The following is an 18621-nucleotide window of genomic DNA, read 5'->3' on the forward strand; positions in this document are numbered from 1 at the left end:
CTGCCTGATGTGACGTCAAAGTACAGGTAAATCTCACATTCACGAGGCCCGCGGCGTCTTCGAGGTGTCGGTGCCGGCGCGGACAATCAATTCACCCGCTGCCTGCCGCACCGCGCAACCTGGAAGGATCGAGACATGACGGCTATCCGTACGCACACTGTGATCGACTCGCCGATCGGAGCGTTGACGCTGGTAGCAGCAGGTGACGACCTCTGCGGTCTGTACATGGCGGAGCATCGCCACAAGCCGGACGAGTCCACGTTCGGTGATCGTTCCTCGGCGGTCTTCGGTGAAGTCGAATCGCAGCTCACCGAGTACTTCGAGGGTGATCGCACGGAGTTCTCCGTGCCGCTGGCGCCCGTGGGTACCGAGTTCCAGAAGCGGGTGTGGGACACCTTGCGAACGATCCCGTACGGCGAAACCTGGACCTACATGGAGCTCGCGCAAACTTTGGGTAACCCGCTTGCGATCCGTGCTGCCGCCGCGGCAAACGGCAAGAATCCGATCAGCATCATCGTTCCCTGTCATCGCGTGGTCGGTAGCGACGGAAGTCTGACCGGTTTCGCCGGCGGCCTCGAACGTAAGCGGTTCCTGCTCGACCGCGAGCACGGCGGCGAATCGGATGTCCTCTTCTGATGCGCTCGGCTCACAATTCGGTGATCGGGAACGTCTACCGGTCGTGACACTCAAACCGTTCGAAGACGTCGTGACCGAATACGGTGCAGTGGTCCTCCGTGTCTGCCGCGCGGTGGTCGGGCCCGTCGACGCCGAGGACGCGTGGTCCGAGACGTTCATCGCGGCGATGCGGGCATACCCGGATCTGAACCCGGACGCGAACATCGAAGCCTGGCTGGTCACCATCGCGCACCGCAAGGCGATCGACATCACCCGAGTGCGTGCCCGCGTGGCGGTGCCGACAGACGACGTTCCGGAGTTGCCGACGCGAATCGGCGTGCCGGGCACGTGGGATCACGAACTCTGGGACGCACTCGAACAACTACCACTCAAACAACGTGCGGCGGTCGCCTATCACTTTCTGGGTGGGCTGCCGTACGCAGAGATCGCGGACATCCTCGGCAACACGCCGGCAGCCGCCAGACGCGCGGGTGCGGACGGTATCGCCACCCTACGAAGAACCTACTTGTCCGCTACCGCTGCGGAAGGGAGTCACTCATGAGTAACGATGTGTTCGAGGCACTTCCAGCCGTTGACGCCGACGCCATGATCCGCCTACGGGCGCGCCTGGCTGCGCAGGCGTCCGAAGCCGAATTGATCGACGTGGCATATCGAACCGTCGATTCGCCGGTCGGAAAGCTGCTGCTGGCGGCAACTGATGTCGGCCTGGTGCGGGTTGCCTTTGCCGTCGAAGGGCACGACCTCGTTCTGGAACGATTGGCGGACACCGTCAGCCCTCGTGTGCTTCATTACCCGCGCAGGCTGGACACTGTCGCTCGCGAGTTGGACGAGTACTTTGCCGGTGCGCGTCGAGAATTCGATCTGCGCTTGGATTTCCAACTCGCGAAAGGGTTTCGACGCGAAGTGTTGCGTCATCTTCCCGAGATCGAATACGGCCACACTGCAAGCTATTCGGTGGTCGCGGCAGCGTCGGGAAGCCCACGTGCGGTGCGTGCCGTAGGGACCGCATGTGCAAAGAACCCGCTGCCGTTGGTGGTCCCGTGTCACCGGGTGGTGCGCAGCGACGGCAGCCTCGGGCAGTACGCGGGTGGCCCCGAACTGAAAGCGATTCTGCTGGATCTGGAAGCCGGCCGGTGAGCGCAGTGACGCTGCGCTTTCAGGCGCCCTATGCAGTCGAACCGCTCACCGGTGCCCTGCGGGCTCACTGCGTCGCAGGCCTCGAGCGTCACGACGACGGTGTTCACACCAGAGTCGTACCGTTGCCTTCCGGACCCGTTGTCGTGTCGGTGTCGTGGACCGACGACGGTGTCGTCGTGGATTCCGATGTGCCGGTAACGGATTCCGCAGTTCTGGAGGTGATCGTGCGCCGTTGGCTCGACCTCGACGCCGATCACACTGCTGTCGAAGCGGCGTTCGGTAGTGATGAGTTGTTGGCCCCACTCGTTGCCGCCCGTCCAGGATTGCGGGTGCTCGGCTCGGTGGACGGTTTCGAGACCGCAGTGCTCACCGTTCTGGGGCAACAGGTTTCGCTCGCCGCAGCGAGGACGTTCGGTGGTCGTTTTGTCAGCGCATTCGGAGCGCCGGTGGAAGGGGAGTTTCTTGCCTTCCCTGATCCGGACGCGGTTGCAGCGCAATCGCCGGAGGACATACAGAGAGCCGTCGGATTGACCACAATGCGCGCAAGAACAGTGCACACGTTGGCAACTGCGGCAGCGAACGGTCTCGATCTCTCCTGGAATGCGGATCCTGTCCAATTTCGGCGAGAGTTGTTGGCGCTACCGGGAATCGGACCGTGGACCGCTGACTATTTCACTGTTCGAATTCTCGGTGATCGCGACGCCTTCGTGCCCGATGATCTGGTGTTGAAACGTGCGCTGGGGGTCTCGACGGCCAAAGAAGCCGCAGCGTTGTCCGAGCGCTGGCGACCCTGGCGAGCCTACGCGCTCTTTCATCTGTGGACCAAGGAAGCGTTTCTGTAGTCGGTCAGTCTTTCGCGCGCGCCAGTTCGGACGGCCACCAAATACGTTTCCCGATGTCGTGAGAGAGTGCCGGCACCAGGACGCTGCGCACGATGATCGTATCGAGCAGCACGCCGAAGGCCACGGCAAATCCGATCTCGGCGAGGAAGACCAGTGGCAGGATGCCCAGTACGGCAAACGTTGCGGCCAAGACGATTCCGGCTGACGTGATCACACCGCCCGTCACCGCAAGACCGCGCAGTACACCTGCACGGGTGCCGAATTCTCCGGTCTCCTCCCGGACTCTGGTCATCAGGAAGATGTTGTAGTCGATACCCAGTGCGACGAGGAAGACGAAGGCGAACAGCGGGAACGATTGATCCGCCCCGGCGAACCCGAATACGTGTGTGAAGAAGAATCCGCTCACACCGAGGGTCGCCGCGAAGGAAAGCACCACGGTGACAATGAGAATCACCGGGATCAGCAGAGCGCGGAGCAAAGCGGCCAGAACCAGGAAGATCACCACCAACACGATCGGGATGATCAGGTTTCTGTCGCGGACCGAGGCGGCCTGGACATCAAGGGTGGTGGCCGTGCTGCCCCCGACGAGCGCGTCGGCGCCGGGCACGTCGTGGACGGCAGTCCGCAGTCGCTTGACAGTTTCGAGTGCCTGCGGCGAATCGTAGGAGTCGGCGAGGGTTGCATTGATCATGGTTCGGCCGTCGATCGGTGCAACGGTGAAAGCCGCAGGGGCGCAACCCGCAGCGGCGGCTTGTGCGACGGCAGCGGGGTTGGTCTTGATCAAATCGCTGACCTTCGCGACGTCCACCTGGGTGCAGACGGCGCCGGGATCCTGCGAGATACCTTCGACGCCGCTGGCTGCTTTGATGACGGCGTCGGCCTGGTCGGCGTTTGCGGTGATCACGGCCGGTGCGCCGGCTCCGGGATCGAACTTCGAGTCGTAGAGTTCTTGTCCGACAACGGCGTCGGGACGATTGGTGAAGCTTTCGGTGGATGTCAGGCCATCGGTTTTGAGACTGCCGATCCCGGCCGCGAACAGGATGATCAACAACACTGTGGCGCCGATCCACAGTGGGCGGTCCTTGCTACCGACGGCCTCGGCGATCTTGCCCCACATCCCGTGCGTCGTAAGGTCTGCGGCGTGATCGACCTTGGGCTTGCGCGGCCAGAAGACCCACCGTCCGGTGGCGGCCAGAGCGACCGGCATGAACGTCATCATCACCAGATAGGTGCAGGCGATCCCGATGGCGGCGACGGGTCCGAGGCTCTTGTTGGAGTTGAGTTGAGAGAACGTCAGGCAAAGCAGACCGAGAATCACGGTGACAGCCGAAGCGGTGATGGCCGGCGCAGACTCGCGCCAGGCCTTGATCATCGCGTCGAAGCGGTTGGGATACGTGTGCAATTCTTCGCGATAGCGAGAGATCAAGAGTAGGGCGTAGTCGGTACCGGCACCGATCACCAACACGAAAAGGATGCCTTGAGATTGTCCGGTCAGAGTGAGTAATTCGGCTTTCGCGAGAAAATAGATCACCATCGACGACAAACCGATGGCGAGGAGCGCGGAGAACAGCGGGAAGAACCACAACACCGGCGATCGGTACACGACAAGCAGGATGAGGATCACGACCAGGAGTGCCGCGCCAAGGAGCGCTCCGTCCAGACCGGCAAAGGCGTCGATGAACGCAACGAGTAGCCCACCTGGCCCGGCTGGGAGTACCTCGACATCACCAGCTGCTTGTTTTGCTGCGTCGATGACGTTCTGCTCGGTGGTCGCCAGGACATCGCCTGCCACGGATGTGTCTCCGTCCTTGGCGACGAGTGGCACGAAGATCGACGCAGTTGTGCCGTCGGCGGAGTACTGAGTGGGCTGCATACCGTCGGCGTCTACCCCGGAGATGCCGGCAATGGCGCCGTAGGCCGAGTTGATTGCAGATTTGTCCGGCTCGGTGAGGGCCGAATCTCGATGGAACAGAACAAATCCAGGGATCGTCTCGACTGCGAGGAAGTTCGCGGATTGGTTGCTGACGATTGTCGATTCGGCGGAACTCGGGAGGTACGAGGCGTTGTCGTTCTTTTGAACCTCGGCGAGTTTGCCCTGGAAAGAACCGCCGAATCCGCCTGCGACGAAGGCGAAGATCGCAAGGGCGATCACGGTGAAGATCGGCACGCGAAGGCGCTTCACGGCTCCGCGCTCGTTCCGTTCTGCGTCAGTTGTGTCCAGCTTGGTCATGGTTCTCCTCGAACGCAGTCGACCAGCACCAACAAAGCAACATTTTCCAGTAGAACACGCAATACGGGCGCGGTGGAACCACTTGGCGTGGAATTGACGACGCTACGAAGTGCCTTTGCCGTAAGTCTCGCGGGCTGCGACGTCCATGGGAAAACGGACGACTGTGTCGCCGAACAACAATCGAGTTGCCGAAGCCGCGGCGGCCAGCACGTGGGCGGTACCTGACTCAGGATTTCGGGTATGCACGACTACCTCGTCGTGCTGGAAGAAGACCAACTCGCCGTCCGGATCTTCGGCGAGGCGGCGCCTGAGGTCGGCCAGGAGGCACAGCGCCCACTCGGACGCAGTCGCCTGCACGACGAAGTTGCGCGTGAAACGACCGCGGGCGTGAGCGTCGCCGTGGGAGTAGAAGTCGGGAGACGGTGGGGGACAGGCCCGGCCGAGCAGTGACTTCACCACCTCGCCGCGCTCACCTGCCTTGGCAGCTTGCTCGACGTACTCGACGGCGACCGGGAATCGCTTCCGCAACAAGACGAGCAGTGCTTTGGCTTCACCCGCCGTCGCCCCGTACAGGACTCCGAGGATTGCGACCTTGGCTTTTGCGCGATCACCGCCGAAGGCTTCGGCACCGACAAGTGCGTACAGGTCGTCGTCCCCGGCGGCGGCCATCATGCGGCGGTCGCCGGACATGGCGGCCAGAATTCGGGGCTCGAGCTGACCGGCGTCGGCGACGACGAACACGTGGCCCGGATCGGCGACGACGCTCGAGCGCATTGTCTTCGGAATCTGGAGGGCCCCGCCGCCTCGACTCGCCCACCTGCCGGACACGACACCACCAGGAACGTAGATCGGACGGAATCGATCTCCCCGCACCCAACTGTCCATCCACTGCCAACCGTTGGTGCTGTACAGCTTGGCGAGTTCGCGATGACGAAGGAGTAGCGGCACAGCCGGATGATCGATCTCCTGCAGAAACCACTTGCGCGTCGACGGAAGTTCGATGCCCTGACGCCCGAACGCCTCGGTGATCTCCACCGAAGACGAAGGATTGACGGTGCGCCCGAAGACCTCACTGATCTGTGCGGCAAGTTCCTGCATACGAGCGGGGAGGTCGTATCCCGTCGGCCGCGGCCCCAGCCGTTCTTCGAGGAGTTCGCGATGCTTCTGCGTCGAGAACGGAAGGCCCGTGTGCGTCATCTCGGCGGCGCTGAGAGCGCCGGCCGATTCTGCTGCGATCAACAAGTCCAGTCGAGCGTCCGCGCCGATGGTTGCGCGCTGCTCGGCGAATTCGGTGACGACGGCGAGGGGATCGAGAACGGGTGCAGTGTCGAAGAGTCCGAGTCGATCGTCGTCGAACTCCTCGGCGGGCGGTGACGGTTTGCCGGCGCGCATTCCGAGTATCGCGCGGGTCAGGGAGATGTCGTGGCACCGTTGAACCCGTACGCCTGCCCGCAGTAGCGGTGGGTACACGGTCGCCGTACTCGGCCACACCCACCGCGGGTGCTCGGCTTCCTCGATGGTGCGTACCGCTGCGATCAGGTCGGGGTATTCGACGGGATCGGCGAGCGGCGTTCCAGCGGGATCGGTCCGTAGGACAGTTGCCGTCACAGCTCCCGTGGACGTCGTACTACCGGGGACCAGGACAACTCGCACGACATCAGTGTGACGGCTGGGTCCGACACGCTATCGCTCGGCGTGCTCAGGCCCTGACGAACCGGATGTGTTGACCCGGGCGGGCTTGGCCGAGTCGGTCGATATCTGCGTCCGCGACCACTCCCACCACCGGATAGCCGCCGGTGATGGGGTGATCGGCGAGGAACACGACAGGTTGGCCGCTGGGTGGGACCTGGATCGATCCGAGTGCCACGCCTTCGGTGGGCAGTTCGGTGTCGTCTGTTCTTCGAAGTAGTTCGTCGGCGCCGACGCGATCGACGCGTGCGCCGATTCGGTCCGAGTCGGTCGAGATCGCCCATCGGCCCTGGAGGAGTGTTTCGGGGTTGGTGAATCGATCTGCGCGAGGACCGAACACCACTCGAATGGCGAGAGTCTCGTTTGCCATCGGCGGCACCGGTGCGAGGTCGACGGCTGAGAACGTGGTCGGCGATGGCCCGATCGGGAGAAAAACACCAGGCTCGAGAGGCGCCGGACCGATCCCGGACATCGTGTCGGTGCTGCGCGATCCCAGGATCTCGGGAACCACAATGCCGCCTCGGACGGTCAGATACGTCCGCAGTCCACTCGGTGCGTAGTCCAGGCGGACGGTCTGCCCAGCCCGCAGATCGATCACGCTCGAATGCCCGACCGGAATGCCGTCGCGGTAGGCCTGTGCAGGCGCACCGGTGAACGCGATCGTTGTCGGTTGCTGCGCCCGAAGACTCAGCCCACCCAGGAGGACCTCGACACCGGCTGCGCCCTCGTTGTTGCCGACGAGCCGATTGCCAAGCCTGAGAGATCGCCTGTCTGCCGCACCGGAAACCCCGACACCCGAGCGAAGATGACCTATCCGTCCGAGGTCCTGGATCAGGCTCAGCGGCCCGGTGTCGAGTATCTCCAGACCGTTCATCGTTGTTCCTCGTTCACGAAGCGCACGCGTCTGCCGGGCTGAACGGTGGCCGGTGGTGTGGCGTTCAGATCCCACATCACGGCATCGGTGCTCCCGATGATCTGCCAGCCACCCGGTGATGCACGCGGGTAGACCGCGCTGTATCCAGCGGCCAGGGCGACGGAACCGGCAGGCACAGCGGTTCGTGATTGCGTTCGACGCGGAACGTCGAGCCGAGTGTCGCCTGAAGTCAGGTAGGCGAAGCCGGGTGCGAATCCGATGAAGGCGCAACGCCACATTGCCCCGGTGTGGGCCGCAACCACCTCGGATCGGCTCATACCAAGTGACTGTGCGACGTCGTCGAGGTCGGGCCCGTCGTACCTGACGGCGATGGTGAGTGCATCCGTCTCGAAATGCTCGTCTGTGGTCGCGGCAGAATCGGTCTGCTCGAGATCGTTCAAGCGCTTCCGGACGTACGTGAGATCTGCCGCCGGGGTGCACGTGACCAGGACCGTGCGAGCTGCGGGGAGGAAGTCTTCGACCCCGACCGGGGTGTTACGCGTCAGTGCTTCGGTGAACGCGAGAACGCCAGCTTCGGAATCGAAGTCCACGAGCAATGCGCGTTCTCCCGCGGGAAGTATGCGAGTCACAGGGAGGGCTCCCTATCGACTCGAGTCCGCTCCACGTCCGCTCGCATCGCGGCGATGAAACTCGCGATGGTGGCTCGCTCTGTGGCGGTGTAATTCCCGACGGTGCTCGCAGCGCGTGAAATGAGGGGGCCGAAGAAGCTCTCGCCCAGAGTGACCGCCGATGGTGTGACCTGCAAGAGCACCCGCCTGCGGTCTGCTGAGTCTCGCTCCCGAGCTACGTGGCCCGCTTTGACCATCCGGTCGACGAGCGCGGTCACCGACGCCGAGTTGATACCCAGCTGTGCGCCGAGCCAGCCTGGTGTCGCCGGTGCGTCCGAGCGCTCGGCATCGAGAAGGCAGATCAACGCGCGCACGTCGGTGGAGTGCATTTTGTACTTGTTCGCAAAGCCGGAAACCGCCACGTTCAAGTCGACGGTAAGTGCGCGAAGCGAGTGGACGATCGCCATCGCTTCGTCTTCTGCATCGCCGACGCTCAAGGATGCCTCCAGCCCTGGTGTGTTGTCTCTTGATTGTCTACTATCTCGATAATCGAGAGAAATGGGGGTGGGGGATGGACTTCAATCGCGCATACGACGCTGTACTGACCAAATGGCCGCAGAAACCGCTGGGTGTGGATCTCGCGGGGCGGTTCGGTAACACGCATGTGAACGTCTGTGGGCATGCAGACTCGCGGCCGTTGATCCTTCTGTCCGGGGGAGGTGCCACTTCGACGGTGTGGTTCGACAATGTTGGGGCGCTGTCGAAATCCCGGCGTGTCTTTGCTGTCGACACCATGGGCGATGCCGGGCGGAGCGTTCCGAATGGTGATCCGATGAAGTCCGTCGACGATCTGATCGAGTGGATGGACTCGATAGTCGATTGCACCGGGGCCGGCACCGTTGATGTGATCGGACATTCCTATGGCGCAATGATTGCGTTGGCCTTTGCGCTGCATCGACCGAATCGTGTCGGGAAACTTGTTCTGCTCGATCCTAATTCGAGTTTCTCCGGCATGAAGGCGGGCTACCTTCTGCGTGCGCTTCCGCTGTTGCTCTCCCCGTCGCGAGCGCGCCGACGGCGACTGTTGGATTGGGAGACAGGTGAGTTGAGTATCGACTCCGACTGGCTGTCTCTTGTGGAAGTGGGCACTTCGGATCTACCGCGACCCGATCTCGTAGTGCCTCGACGTCCTTCGAAGGAGGCCTTGAGCGCACTGGATGTCGAGTTGCTGGTGGTCCTCGCACAAGACGGACGGGTGCATGATGCGGAAACCGTGTCGAAGTCAGTGCGGGAGAGGGTTCCCGCAGCGCGTGTCGAGGTGCTGAAAGCTTCTTCGCATCACAGCATTCCGATGGTTCCCGCCGATGAAATCAACCGGGTGCTCGTCGACTTCTTGGAGGGCTAGCGGATCAGGGTGCGACGACGCACCCCGGACCGATCGGTGTCGCCGGATTGACATCGACCGTTGTGACCGGCCCGCCCGCGGACGTCTGGTAGGCCATCAGAGAGTGTTCGCCCGGTGCAGTCGGAGTCCACAGCGTGACGGCGTGGCCGAGTACGACCGGCAAGGTGAAGTAGGGATTGACGGTGTCCCAGATCAGTTCCTGCGGGAACATGGTCGACGCCCGGTTCATGTCGACAATCGAGACGTTCGGCTCGTTCAACGCTGCTGTCCTGGCAACCACCAGATACGTGCAGCCCGCTCCGTACGGCGTCGTCGGTCCGCTGCTGAGACCCGGAAGGATCGTGACGTCGACTACGTCCGCGGAAGCTGACGTCGCGGAACAGATGGCTGCGCCCGCGCAGAGGGCGGCGGCGATCACGGAAGTGCGAGCGATACGTGAAAGTGTCATACCAGCAGGTCGGTTTTATCTGGGTGGGTGTTACAGACAGACTGACCGGATGCGCGCACTTCACGTTCTGCTGGCCGGCTTCGGCTTCCTGCTGGGGTTCCTGATTATTGTTGTCTCCGGCCTGATCGAGTGGGCGTCCTTCGCCTCCCGAACCGATTTCGCCTTCGTCGGTGACTCCGCCGTGTCGGTTGGTGTTTCCAACGAGGCGATCTACACCGCCGTCGCTGCTCCACTGGTGGGTGCACTGTTGGGCTGGGTGTCAGCTGTCATCGCGACGAGGTTCGGGTGGAGCCTCACTCATGGGGGTGCCACGCCGGCAAGCGAGTGACCAGGCCACGGACCCGCTTGCTGGTCCGTGGGTTATGAGGAAAGGCCCCGACCTCCATCGAGGTCAGGGCCTTCCTTTGCGCCGAGCTACTTCTGTGTCGAACTACTTCTTCGAGACGCGGAGCAGCTTCTTGTTGACGAACTCGTCCATTCCCCACGGACCCAGCTCGCGGCCGACTCCGGAGCGCTTGACTCCGCCGAAGGGCAGACCGGGCAACGTCGTTCCGTGCTCGTTGACGAACGCCATTCCCACGTCGAGATCTGCAGCGACCGACCGGGCGGAATCGAGATCGCTACTCCAGACGGATCCGCTCAGGCCGTAGACCGACGAATTGGCAAGTTCCACAGCCTCGCTGGCCGACTTGACCTTGTAGACGACTCCGGCAGGTCCGAACAGTTCTTCGCTGTAGGCCCGCATGTCCGGTGTCACGTCTGCGAGCAATGTCGGTTGAACGTAGGCGCCCGGGCCGTCGATCTTCTTTCCACCGGTCAGCAGCGTGGCACCCTTGGACACAGCGTCGTCGATCTGCTCGATCAGAGTGTCTGCCGCGCTCTGCGAAGAGAGCGGACCCAAGACTGTGGATTCGTCCAACGGGTCACCGGCAGTGACGGATTCGAAGGACGTCGCCAACTTGTCGGTGAAGTCGTCGTAGAAATCTTCGGTGACGATGAAACGCTTGGCCGCGTTGCAGGCCTGGCCGGCATTGGACAGACGTGCCTTGGTTGCGGACTTGACGGTGGCATCCATGTCGTCGGAATCGAGGACGATGAACACGTCTGATCCGCCGAGTTCGAGGACGACCTTCTTGAGATTGCGTCCGGCAGTTTCGGCGACGCTGGTTCCGGCGCGTTCGCTGCCGGTCAGTGACACACCTTGAACTCGGGGATCGGCGATCATGTCCGCGATCTGCTCGTTGGTCGCGAAGACGTTGACGTAGGCGTCGTCCGGCAATCCGGCTTGTCGCAGAATCTCTTCCATCAGCAGCGCCGACTGCGGACAGTTCGATGCGTGCTTGAGAATGATCGTGTTACCGAGCATCAGATTCGGTGCCGCGAAGCGGGCGACTTGGTAGTACGGGAAGTTCCACGGCATGACGCCGATGAGAGCGCCGATCGGTCGCCGGTACACAACCGACTCCTCGGCCCCGGGAACGTCGAGTCGTTCTTCCTCGAGCAGTGCCGGACCGTGGTCTGCATACCACTGATAGATCGCGGCCGAGAGTTGTACTTCGCCCTTGGCCTCGCGGACCGGCTTACCCATCTCCAAGGAGATCATTCGGGCCAGTTCGTCTGCGCGCTCTGTGTACAGTTCGGCGGTCTTGCTCAGGACTGCCGCACGCTGCTGTGGCGCACTGTTGCGCCAGGTCAAGTAGCCGCGATGCGTGTTCGCAAGTGCGGCTTCAACTCCGGCGTCATCCAAAGTATCGAATTCCCTGACGGTTTCACCTGTCGCGGGATTGACTGTTTTGTAATTAGCCATAGTTGTACAACGTGCGGAAGGGGCTCGAAGATTCCCGAAACGCGCAATCACATTGAATCGGCTCAACAGGTTTCGATCAAATCCCGGCTGGGTACCATGTCACGCCACCTTGGGACGATGGGTGCGCTCGTAGCCCTTGCGGTCGTAGAAACGGGTGGTCACGATGCCGAGTACGACGCCGATCAGTAGCCCCACCAACGTCATCCAGACGGCATGCAGCAGGCCTGCCTCACCGCGTGCGCCGAAGAACAGGATCGATCGCGTGCCCATGTAGATCTGGTGCATCGGCTCGAATTGCGCCAGCCAGGCATACAACCTGGGGCTGGCTTCGAGGGGGATGGTGCCACCGGACGAGGGCAGCGCGAGAATGACGAACACGAACAGGTTGATCAACATGCCCAACGAGCCGAACGCGGCCATCACCGACATCGCCGTGATGCCCACCGCTGTGATGACCAGCGCGCCGTACTCCCACAATGCAAGCCCGTGAGTGACCGGCATTCCGAGGGCGCGACTGATCCACTGGAACAACGCGGAGACTATGCCGGACAACACGATCATGAATGCCCATTTGACGAGCAGCGTTCGAAACCTGTTGATACCCACAACGTCGTTCTGAACGAAGAGTGGACCGAATTCGGTAGGCGCGTATCCGAGCATGCCGTCCACCAAGGAATTGACCACGGTTGCTCCGGTGAATCCCGCAAGGACCAACAGCAGCGCGAAATAGAATGCCACCAAACCGAATCCGGTTCCGTCGGGAAGTGGATCGTGGGCAACCGTGAGTACGTTCACCGGGTTTTCGAGCAGCAGGCGGCTCGCTCCGGAGATCTGGGCTCCGGTGCCTCCCGCTTCCAACTGCGCGGTGACAAGGGCGGTGAGTTGCTCGCCCATGTTCTTGTTGACCGAGGCGAGGGCTGTGGTTCCGATCGACTGGACCAGCGATGCCGAGACGGAACCGGCGCGAGGATTGGTGTAGATCGTGATGATCGGTTGCTCTACGTCACCGGCGACGACGCTGGCCTCCGCCAGGATGATCGTCCTCTTCGTGAAATCACTGGGAATCACGATCGCGCCGTACAGCGTGCCGGAGTTCAACCGCGATTGGGCTTCGGCGATACCGATCTGCTGCAGGTCGATCTTCTGGTGGTCGATTCCGCTTTCGAGGCCGGCGACGATGTCGTTTCCGAAGTTCTTGCGGTCGGCGGGGTCGCCACCGGGGAGGGTGTCGCCCTCGTCCTGGTTGACCAGGGCGATCGGGAACTGGTCCAGGTGTTTCTTGGGGTCGAGTATTCCGCCCATGTACAACGCTGCCAGCGCAGACATCAAGAGGGTGACCACTATCAATGGTGTCAACCAGAATCGTGGTGTGTGCATGACGGTGCGGGCAGACGGCTCCGTGTTCTTGCTCATCGTCAGTCGACCGGCTTTCGTTCGCGCGGAGTTCCTCGGGCTGAGCGTAAACGCAAAGGTGCGCCGGGGCAGTCTTTCGATCTGCCCGCGGCGCTGGAGACCTGTCCGGTCGGCGACAGGCCGGATTGCCGGCAGTCTCATCCGAAAAGGCTGAGAACGGATCGGTAGGGTATGGCCCGCGGCAACCCTGCCGAGACGATTTCGGAGAAACCGTTGACCAACGTGCTGATAGTTGTCCTGATACTCGTAGTGATCGCTGCCGTCGTGTTTGTGGTCCTGCGTGGACGCCAGGGCAAGCCGAATGCTCGCGTCGACCCGCTCGCCGACTATCCCGAGGTGTACGACCCCCACAAGATCGGGGTCGGCGACATCATCACGTACGCGGGTATCGACCATGTTGTTCGAGGGACCATCACGCTCGACGAAGAGGGGTACATCTGGCGTGAGCACCTTCTCGACGGTTCGACCGGTCGTCGTTGGTTGACGGTCGAGGACGACGAGGGCGAATTGGAGATGACTCTCTGGATGCGTCGAGAAGGAACCAACCTGGTCCCGAACGGCGACGTCATTCTCGACGACAAGGTTCACCGCAAGATCGAAAGTGGAACGGCGAAGTTCACGGCCGAGGGTACGACGGGTACGGCCCCTTCCGGCTCGATGGAATACGCGGACTATGCGACCGCCGACAAGACCGGCCTGATTGCATTCGAGAAGTGGGCGCGCGGACAGTCGTGGGAGGTTTCCACGGGACGTGCGGTCACTCGCAGCGAACTCACTGTCATCCACTCGGGCCCCCCGGAATGAGCCTGTATCTACTCGACGTGGAGCCGACCGACGTGGATGCCTCGGCACTGGGGTTGGTACTGGGAGCTCCCGCGCCACCGACCCTCGCCGAGTTGGTGATCGGAACTTCCGACGCGACGCTGACACTCGGAGTGCTGGGGGCTTCGCACGTGGTGACGGCCTGGGCGTCGGGAAAGAAACTGACCGAACAGGTTTCGTGCGATGCTCTTGCAGTCGGCGGTGAACTACTGCCCGCAGTGGAGTCCACGCAAAACTACCGGTTCGAGTCTTCCTCACTGGTGATGGACCGGGTCGAATTCGACTCGGAAGCTGCGTCGTTGAAAGAGTCCGCCGGCCAGGACGGTTGGATCTGCGGATCCTTTCCCGGTGACGACACGGCTTTGACCGCTTTGTATGGCGTGCGAGACCGCCAGGGGTGGAGTTGGCAGAGTTGGCATTTGTACCCGGGGGAGGGGACAGGAGTGATCGTGAAGACACGCAGCAGGTGGCAGCCGTGAGGGGGCGGACGTGGTTGGCTCCGGTGATGCTGGCGGCCGCAATTGTCTTGTCGGCGTGCGGTGGTGGAGCCAAAGACTTCATCGCGGACAACTATTCCAAGACGTCCCAGGATGGCGACGTCGTGTTGTACTCGTCGAAAGATCCAGTGGGCACGACCGTCTCACGGATTGTCGACGCGGACGAACCAGCGGCGCGAAGTGCTGACGGCGGCAACGAATACCTGCGCTACGACGACGACATCGTCACTGTCAGTTCGGCTTCGGGCGGTGGCAGCACCATCAAGGTAGAGGACATCGACGGCACGTATCGCAGCGGCGGATACGCGTACCTGGGACCGGGCTTCAACCCGGGATCCCCGGCGGGTGGAAGCAGTGGCAGCGGCGGCTCGGGTAGTGCCAAATGACGGTAATGCTCAATGAGAAGGAGAACGGCGTGACGAACATCTTTGCATCCACTTCCGTCGAGATCGGGACGGTGGATCCGGCATTGCTCGTCGGGGGCGTTCTCGGCACCCTCGCCTACTTCGTCGTCGGTGCAGCGGTTCTGGCGACGGGATTCCTGGTCCTCGACCTCATGACACCCGGAAATCTCCGCCACCAGGTTTACGTCGACAAGAACCCGAACGCTGCGATTCTGTTGGCCTCCAATCATCTTGCGCTGGCGATCATCGTGGTGACGGCAATCCTGACCAGTTCGGACGGCTTTGCTCAGGGACTCGCCGACTCCGCGGTGTACGGACTGTTCGCGATCGTGTTGCAAGCGATCGCGCTGCGATTGATGAACGCATTCCTTCCCGGCAAGTTGGTTGCGCTGGTGCAGGATCCGAAGATGTGTGGCGCCGCGTGGGCTGTGGGTGTGAGCTTGCTGTCCATCGGTTTGGTGAACGCCGCAGCGCTCACCTGATGGTTGCCGCTGATCCCGATGTGACAGTTGACGAGCGTTCGACGATGCTCGGCCCGCGCGCACGCGTCCTTCTCCTTGCGGCTGTTGCGGCGTGCGCTGCGTGTGGCCTGATCTACGAGCTGGCCCTGTTGACACTCAGCGTGAGTCTGACCGGCGGCGGCATCACCCAGACGTCGTTGATCGTCGCGGGATTTGTTGCGGCTCTGGGTATCGGAGCGCTGGCCGCCAAACCTCTGCTGGGACACGCTGCCGTTTCGTTCGTGACGGTCGAGATACTGCTCGGGCTGATCGGCGGATTCAGTGCCGTCACGCTGTACGTGACCTTCACGTTCTTCGGTTCCAGCGCAGCAGTTCTGGTGGCGGCGACCGCGCTGATCGGCATCCTCGTCGGTGCCGAAGTGCCTCTGCTGATGACGCTCTTGCAGTCCGGTCGCAGCGACAACGACGCACAGAGCACCGGAAAGGTACTGGCCAACCTCAATGCCGCCGACTACCTCGGCGCATTGATCGGTGGTCTGCTGTGGCCGTTCGTACTGTTGCCGTGGGCGGGAATGATTCGCGGTGCCGCACTCACCGGCATGATCAATCTCGTGGCTGCGGCAGTGGTCGCGCTGATACTCCTTCGGTGGCAGCTCAGCCTGCGCGCACGATCGATCGCCGTCGTCGCAATGCTGTTGGCAGCAAGTTTGATCGGATGGTTGCTGATCGCAGCGTCGGACATCGAGACCACGTCGAGGCAGCGGCTCTACACCGATCCCGTGGTGGCCGCCGAGCGATCGGTGTACCAGGAAATCGTCGTCACCGAGCGGGGGAACGACGTGCGCCTGTTCCTCGACGGAGACCTGCAGTTCTCCAGTGTCGACGAGCATCGGTACACGGAGTCGCTGGTGTATCCGGCCCTGGTGAACGACCCCCGGCGCGTGCTGATTCTGGGCGGCGGTGACGGCCTCGCTGCACGGGAAGTGCTGCGAATGAACAGCGTCGAGCAGATCGTTCAAGTGGAACTCGATCCGGCAGTCATCGAGTTGGCCAACACGCGTCTTCGTGATCTGAACGAGGGAGCGCTCGAGGATCCACGGGTGGACGTCGTACTCGACGACGCGTTTCGGTGGCTGCGAGAGCGTCCGGAACCGGGTTTCGATGCGGTGATCGTCGACCTCCCAGATCCCGACACCCCCGCACTCGGCCGCTTGTATTCGATGGAGTTCTACGGACTTGCCGCTGCCGCGATGAATCCGGGCGGGCTGATGGTCGTCCAGTCCGGCAGCCCGTACTCGACACCGGATGCGTACTGGAGAACGGTGTCGACGGTATCGGCTGTCGGACTGAGCGTCTCGCCCTATCACGTTTTCGTGCCGAGCTTCGGTGACTGGGGATATGTGCTCGCGCAAAGAGGTTCCACGCCGCCCGAGCTTCGTCTGCCCGCTGATGTGCCGGAACTACGGTTCCTCGACGAGCCGACGCTGGCGTCGGCCTCGGTGTTTCCTCGCGATCGCCCGAGGCGGGAGTTGGAACCCTCGACGCTCGACCGGCCACGCATCGTCGACGATATGCGCAAGGGCTACGAACGCTGAACTCCCGACCGAGTAGCTTGAATCGAGACTCTCGGCCACGACGGAGGTACGGATGACTGTTCGGATCGAGGAGCACGCACCGGGAGTTCGGTTGCTCACGATGAAGCGCAGGAAGCATTCGCAGCTTTTCATGAAGAAGAGGTGATCGAAATGAACGGTGCACAGTCGCTCATCCAAAGCCTGGTCGACTCGGGCGTCGAGGTGTGCTTCGGCAATCCAGGAACGTCCGAGATGCATTTTGTCGCCGCACTCGATTCCGTTCCGCAGATGCGGGCGGTACTCGGCTTGTTCGAGGGCGCCGTGACCGGTGCCGCGGACGGCTACGCACGGATCGCCGGAAAGCCTGCCGCGACGCTGCTCCATCTGGGCCCCGGTATGGCGAACGGACTGGCGAACCTTCACAACGCGCGCCGCGCCCACACACCGATCGTGAACATCGTAGGGGACCACGCGAACTACCACCACGGTTTCGACGCTCCTCTCGAATCGAACATCGATGCGCTGACCGAATGGTTGGAGGGGTGGAGTCGACGTTCCGAATCCACCGCGACCGTCGGTAGCGACGCGGCCGACGCCGTTGCCGCCTCGATGAATCCGCCCGGACGCATTGCCACACTTGTCCTCCCTGCCGACGTCTCGTGGGGCGAAGGTGGAGTTCTTGCGGGTCCTCGGGACATACCGCCGCGGGCGGAAGTTTCTGCAACACAGATCGACTCGGTGGTAGGCGCGCTCAATGCCGAGGGGCGCGCCACGCTACTGCTGGGCGGCGCAGCCTGTTCCGAAGCTGGGCTGCGCGCCGCTTCCCGAATTGCGGTCGCGACCGGTGCACAGATTCTGATCGAGACTTTTCCAGCCAGGCTTCAACGAGGTGCGGGGCTACCGTCATTCGAGCGCTTGGGATACTTCGCCGAGCACGCCACCGAACAACTTCGCGGAACAACTCAGCTGGTTCTGGCCGGAGCGGTTTCGCCGGTCTCGTTCTTTGCGTATCCCGGAAAACCGAGCGATCTGGCACCGGAGGGTGCTGCGGTGACAACGCTGGCAAGCGTCGGCGACGATGTTGCCGGTGCACTGGAAGCAGTGGCCGAACTCGTGGCACCGGGAGTCGAACCTGTTTTGCAGGAAGCGAATCGGCCGGCGCTGCCGAGCGGGCCTCTGGACGTTCGAAATTGGGCCGACGTGATCGGCGCCCTGCTGCCAGGCGACGCCATCATCTCCGACGAGGCGGCGACTTCCGGTTGGGCGATCCCGATTGCCCTTGCCGGAGCGCCGCGCCACGACGTGCTCACGCTCACCGGAGGTGCCATCGGCCAGGGCATCCCGGTGGCGACGGGCGCCGCTGTGGCAGCGCCGGAGCGACCGGTGATCAATCTCGAAGCCGACGGAAGCGCGATGTACACCATCACGGCGTTGTGGACGCAGGCGCGAGAGATGTTGAACGTCACGACGATTCTGCTCAACAATCGCGCATACGCCATCCTGCGTGGCGAACTGCAACGAGTCGGCGCAGAAGGTGGCGGCGTCGTCGCACAGTCGATGCTGGATCTGTCATCTCCGAACATGGACTACGTCAAGATCTCCGAGGGGTTGGGAGTGCCCGCGTCGCGGGCGAACACAGCGGAGGAGTTGGCCGAACAGTTTGCCGCAGCGCTGGCGGAACCCGGCCCGCATCTCATCGAGGTCATGCTGCCTCCGACGTCGTGATTTCGACCTCGAATCGATCGTCGATCGTGCATTCAACTGGAGGTTTTCG

The 18621-nt window shown here is 62.6% G+C and carries 20 protein-coding genes; 12 read left to right on the forward strand and 8 right to left on the reverse strand.

Features of this window, described 5'->3' with window-relative positions:
* The first annotated feature begins 135 nt into the window (after positions 1-135).
* Genes ABH939_RS00680 through ABH939_RS00695 form a run of 4 tightly spaced genes read left to right on the forward strand, consistent with a single transcriptional unit; the run spans position 136 to position 2615 of the window.
* Positions 136-636: a methylated-DNA--[protein]-cysteine S-methyltransferase gene (locus tag ABH939_RS00680; protein WP_003940613.1), complete on the forward strand. Its 501-nt coding sequence runs from the start codon at positions 136-138 to the stop codon at positions 634-636.
* Positions 623-1177: an RNA polymerase sigma factor gene (locus tag ABH939_RS00685; RefSeq protein WP_080961251.1), complete on the forward strand. Its 555-nt coding sequence runs from the start codon at positions 623-625 to the stop codon at positions 1175-1177. Before ABH939_RS00680 ends, ABH939_RS00685 begins: the two co-directional genes overlap by 14 nt.
* Entirely contained in the window at positions 1174-1773 is a 600-nt protein-coding gene (locus ABH939_RS00690) for a methylated-DNA--[protein]-cysteine S-methyltransferase (RefSeq protein WP_007729599.1), read from the forward strand. Before ABH939_RS00685 ends, ABH939_RS00690 begins: the two co-directional genes overlap by 4 nt.
* Complete coding sequence (locus ABH939_RS00695) at positions 1770-2615, forward strand: DNA-3-methyladenine glycosylase family protein (RefSeq protein ID WP_404649184.1); 846 nt, start codon at positions 1770-1772, stop codon at positions 2613-2615. Before ABH939_RS00690 ends, ABH939_RS00695 begins: the two co-directional genes overlap by 4 nt.
* A gap of 4 nt (positions 2616-2619) precedes the next feature.
* Here ABH939_RS00695 and ABH939_RS00700 read toward each other — a convergent pair whose 3' ends face one another.
* From ABH939_RS00700 to ABH939_RS00720, 5 genes are all read right to left on the reverse strand, one after another.
* Positions 2620-4845 carry an MMPL family transporter gene (locus ABH939_RS00700; protein WP_404649185.1) on the reverse strand — a complete coding sequence of 742 codons (2226 nt, stop codon included), beginning with the start codon at positions 4843-4845 and terminating at the stop codon, positions 2620-2622.
* A 102-nt stretch (positions 4846-4947) separates the two neighbouring features.
* Positions 4948-6498: a bifunctional 3'-5' exonuclease/DNA polymerase gene (locus ABH939_RS00705; RefSeq protein ID WP_050654595.1), complete on the reverse strand. Its 1551-nt coding sequence runs from the start codon at positions 6496-6498 to the stop codon at positions 4948-4950.
* A gap of 46 nt (positions 6499-6544) precedes the next feature.
* Positions 6545-7408 carry a biotin-dependent carboxyltransferase family protein gene (locus ABH939_RS00710; protein ID WP_064074238.1) on the reverse strand — a complete coding sequence of 288 codons (864 nt, stop codon included), beginning with the start codon at positions 7406-7408 and terminating at the stop codon, positions 6545-6547.
* Positions 7405-8037, reverse strand: coding sequence for an allophanate hydrolase subunit 1 (locus ABH939_RS00715; RefSeq protein WP_003940006.1), 633 nt, complete (start codon positions 8035-8037; stop codon positions 7405-7407). Before ABH939_RS00715 ends, ABH939_RS00710 begins: the two co-directional genes overlap by 4 nt.
* On the reverse strand, positions 8034-8513 hold the full coding sequence (locus ABH939_RS00720; RefSeq protein WP_404649187.1) for a MarR family winged helix-turn-helix transcriptional regulator: 480 nt from the start codon (positions 8511-8513) through the stop codon (positions 8034-8036). The genes ABH939_RS00715 and ABH939_RS00720 overlap by 4 nt, the downstream gene beginning before the upstream one ends.
* Positions 8514-8587: 74 nt before the next feature.
* Between ABH939_RS00720 and ABH939_RS00725 the strand changes: the two genes are divergently transcribed.
* Entirely contained in the window at positions 8588-9421 is an 834-nt protein-coding gene (locus ABH939_RS00725) for an alpha/beta fold hydrolase (protein WP_058037625.1), read from the forward strand.
* Between the two features lie 4 nt (positions 9422-9425).
* Here the strand turns inward: ABH939_RS00725 and ABH939_RS00730 are convergent, their stop codons facing one another.
* The gene (locus tag ABH939_RS00730; RefSeq protein ID WP_064074241.1) at positions 9426-9869 is read right to left on the reverse strand and encodes a hypothetical protein; all 444 of its coding nucleotides are present in this window, start codon (positions 9867-9869) and stop codon (positions 9426-9428) included.
* Positions 9870-9918: 49 nt separating this feature from the next.
* Here ABH939_RS00730 and ABH939_RS00735 point away from each other — a divergent pair, with 49 nt between their 5' ends.
* Positions 9919-10197: a hypothetical protein gene (locus ABH939_RS00735; RefSeq protein WP_192712193.1), complete on the forward strand. Its 279-nt coding sequence runs from the start codon at positions 9919-9921 to the stop codon at positions 10195-10197.
* 102 nt (positions 10198-10299) lie between these two features.
* Here ABH939_RS00735 and ABH939_RS00740 read toward each other — a convergent pair whose 3' ends face one another.
* Both ABH939_RS00740 and ABH939_RS00745 read right to left on the reverse strand, forming a co-directional pair.
* Positions 10300-11676, reverse strand: a complete 1377-nt coding sequence (locus tag ABH939_RS00740; protein WP_030537211.1) for an NAD-dependent succinate-semialdehyde dehydrogenase — start codon at positions 11674-11676, stop codon at positions 10300-10302.
* Positions 11677-11775: 99 nt separating this feature from the next.
* The gene (locus ABH939_RS00745) at positions 11776-13089 is read right to left on the reverse strand and encodes a YhgE/Pip domain-containing protein (RefSeq protein ID WP_050654600.1); all 1314 of its coding nucleotides are present in this window, start codon (positions 13087-13089) and stop codon (positions 11776-11778) included.
* A 171-nt stretch (positions 13090-13260) separates the two neighbouring features.
* Here ABH939_RS00745 and ABH939_RS00750 point away from each other — a divergent pair, with 171 nt between their 5' ends.
* The 6 genes from ABH939_RS00750 (at position 13261) to ABH939_RS00775 (ending at position 18572) form a co-directional block, all read left to right on the forward strand.
* Entirely contained in the window at positions 13261-13893 is a 633-nt protein-coding gene (locus tag ABH939_RS00750; RefSeq protein ID WP_050654601.1) for a DUF4178 domain-containing protein, read from the forward strand.
* Positions 13890-14390, forward strand: coding sequence for a DUF2617 family protein (locus ABH939_RS00755; protein ID WP_404649188.1), 501 nt, complete (start codon positions 13890-13892; stop codon positions 14388-14390). The genes ABH939_RS00750 and ABH939_RS00755 overlap by 4 nt, the downstream gene beginning before the upstream one ends.
* On the forward strand, positions 14378-14794 hold the full coding sequence (locus tag ABH939_RS00760) for a DUF4247 domain-containing protein (protein WP_037128670.1): 417 nt from the start codon (positions 14378-14380) through the stop codon (positions 14792-14794). The genes ABH939_RS00755 and ABH939_RS00760 overlap by 13 nt, the downstream gene beginning before the upstream one ends.
* Positions 14791-15294, forward strand: coding sequence for a DUF350 domain-containing protein (locus ABH939_RS00765; RefSeq protein WP_042448576.1), 504 nt, complete (start codon positions 14791-14793; stop codon positions 15292-15294). The genes ABH939_RS00760 and ABH939_RS00765 overlap by 4 nt, the downstream gene beginning before the upstream one ends.
* Complete coding sequence (locus ABH939_RS00770; protein WP_064074246.1) at positions 15294-16868, forward strand: polyamine aminopropyltransferase; 1575 nt, start codon at positions 15294-15296, stop codon at positions 16866-16868. Before ABH939_RS00765 ends, ABH939_RS00770 begins: the two co-directional genes overlap by 1 nt.
* 150 nt (positions 16869-17018) lie before the next feature.
* Positions 17019-18572 carry an acetolactate synthase large subunit gene (locus ABH939_RS00775; protein WP_404649190.1) on the forward strand — a complete coding sequence of 518 codons (1554 nt, stop codon included), beginning with the start codon at positions 17019-17021 and terminating at the stop codon, positions 18570-18572.
* Positions 18573-18621: the final 49 nt, after the last annotated feature.

The sequence above is a fragment of the Rhodococcus sp. 27YEA6 genome, from assembly GCF_044908235.1.
GTDB classification, from domain to species: domain Bacteria; phylum Actinomycetota; class Actinomycetes; order Mycobacteriales; family Mycobacteriaceae; genus Rhodococcus_F; species Rhodococcus_F qingshengii.

Excerpts from the sequence above, each read along its gene's own strand:
- ABH939_RS00775 (WP_404649190.1), top strand. The coding sequence starts at position 17,019 with ATGAACGGTGCACAGTCGCTCATCCAAAGCCTGGTCGACTCGGGCGTC.
- ABH939_RS00725 (WP_058037625.1), top strand. The coding sequence starts at position 8,588 with ATGGACTTCAATCGCGCATACGACGCTGTACTGACCAAATGGCCGCAG.
- ABH939_RS00750 (WP_050654601.1), top strand. The coding sequence starts at position 13,261 with ATGGCCCGCGGCAACCCTGCCGAGACGATTTCGGAGAAACCGTTGACC.
- ABH939_RS00755 (WP_404649188.1), top strand. The coding sequence starts at position 13,890 with ATGAGCCTGTATCTACTCGACGTGGAGCCGACCGACGTGGATGCCTCG.
- ABH939_RS00765 (WP_042448576.1), top strand. The coding sequence starts at position 14,791 with ATGACGGTAATGCTCAATGAGAAGGAGAACGGCGTGACGAACATCTTT.
- ABH939_RS00690 (WP_007729599.1), top strand. The coding sequence starts at position 1,174 with ATGAGTAACGATGTGTTCGAGGCACTTCCAGCCGTTGACGCCGACGCC.
- ABH939_RS00745 (WP_050654600.1), bottom strand. The coding sequence starts at position 13,089 with ATGAGCAAGAACACGGAGCCGTCTGCCCGCACCGTCATGCACACACCA.
- ABH939_RS00740 (WP_030537211.1), bottom strand. The coding sequence starts at position 11,676 with ATGGCTAATTACAAAACAGTCAATCCCGCGACAGGTGAAACCGTCAGG.
- ABH939_RS00680 (WP_003940613.1), top strand. The coding sequence starts at position 136 with ATGACGGCTATCCGTACGCACACTGTGATCGACTCGCCGATCGGAGCG.
- ABH939_RS00700 (WP_404649185.1), bottom strand. The coding sequence starts at position 4,845 with ATGACCAAGCTGGACACAACTGACGCAGAACGGAACGAGCGCGGAGCC.
- ABH939_RS00730 (WP_064074241.1), bottom strand. The coding sequence starts at position 9,869 with ATGACACTTTCACGTATCGCTCGCACTTCCGTGATCGCCGCCGCCCTC.
- ABH939_RS00735 (WP_192712193.1), top strand. The coding sequence starts at position 9,919 with ATGCGCGCACTTCACGTTCTGCTGGCCGGCTTCGGCTTCCTGCTGGGG.
- ABH939_RS00770 (WP_064074246.1), top strand. The coding sequence starts at position 15,294 with ATGGTTGCCGCTGATCCCGATGTGACAGTTGACGAGCGTTCGACGATG.
- ABH939_RS00710 (WP_064074238.1), bottom strand. The coding sequence starts at position 7,408 with ATGAACGGTCTGGAGATACTCGACACCGGGCCGCTGAGCCTGATCCAG.
- ABH939_RS00685 (WP_080961251.1), top strand. The coding sequence starts at position 623 with ATGTCCTCTTCTGATGCGCTCGGCTCACAATTCGGTGATCGGGAACGT.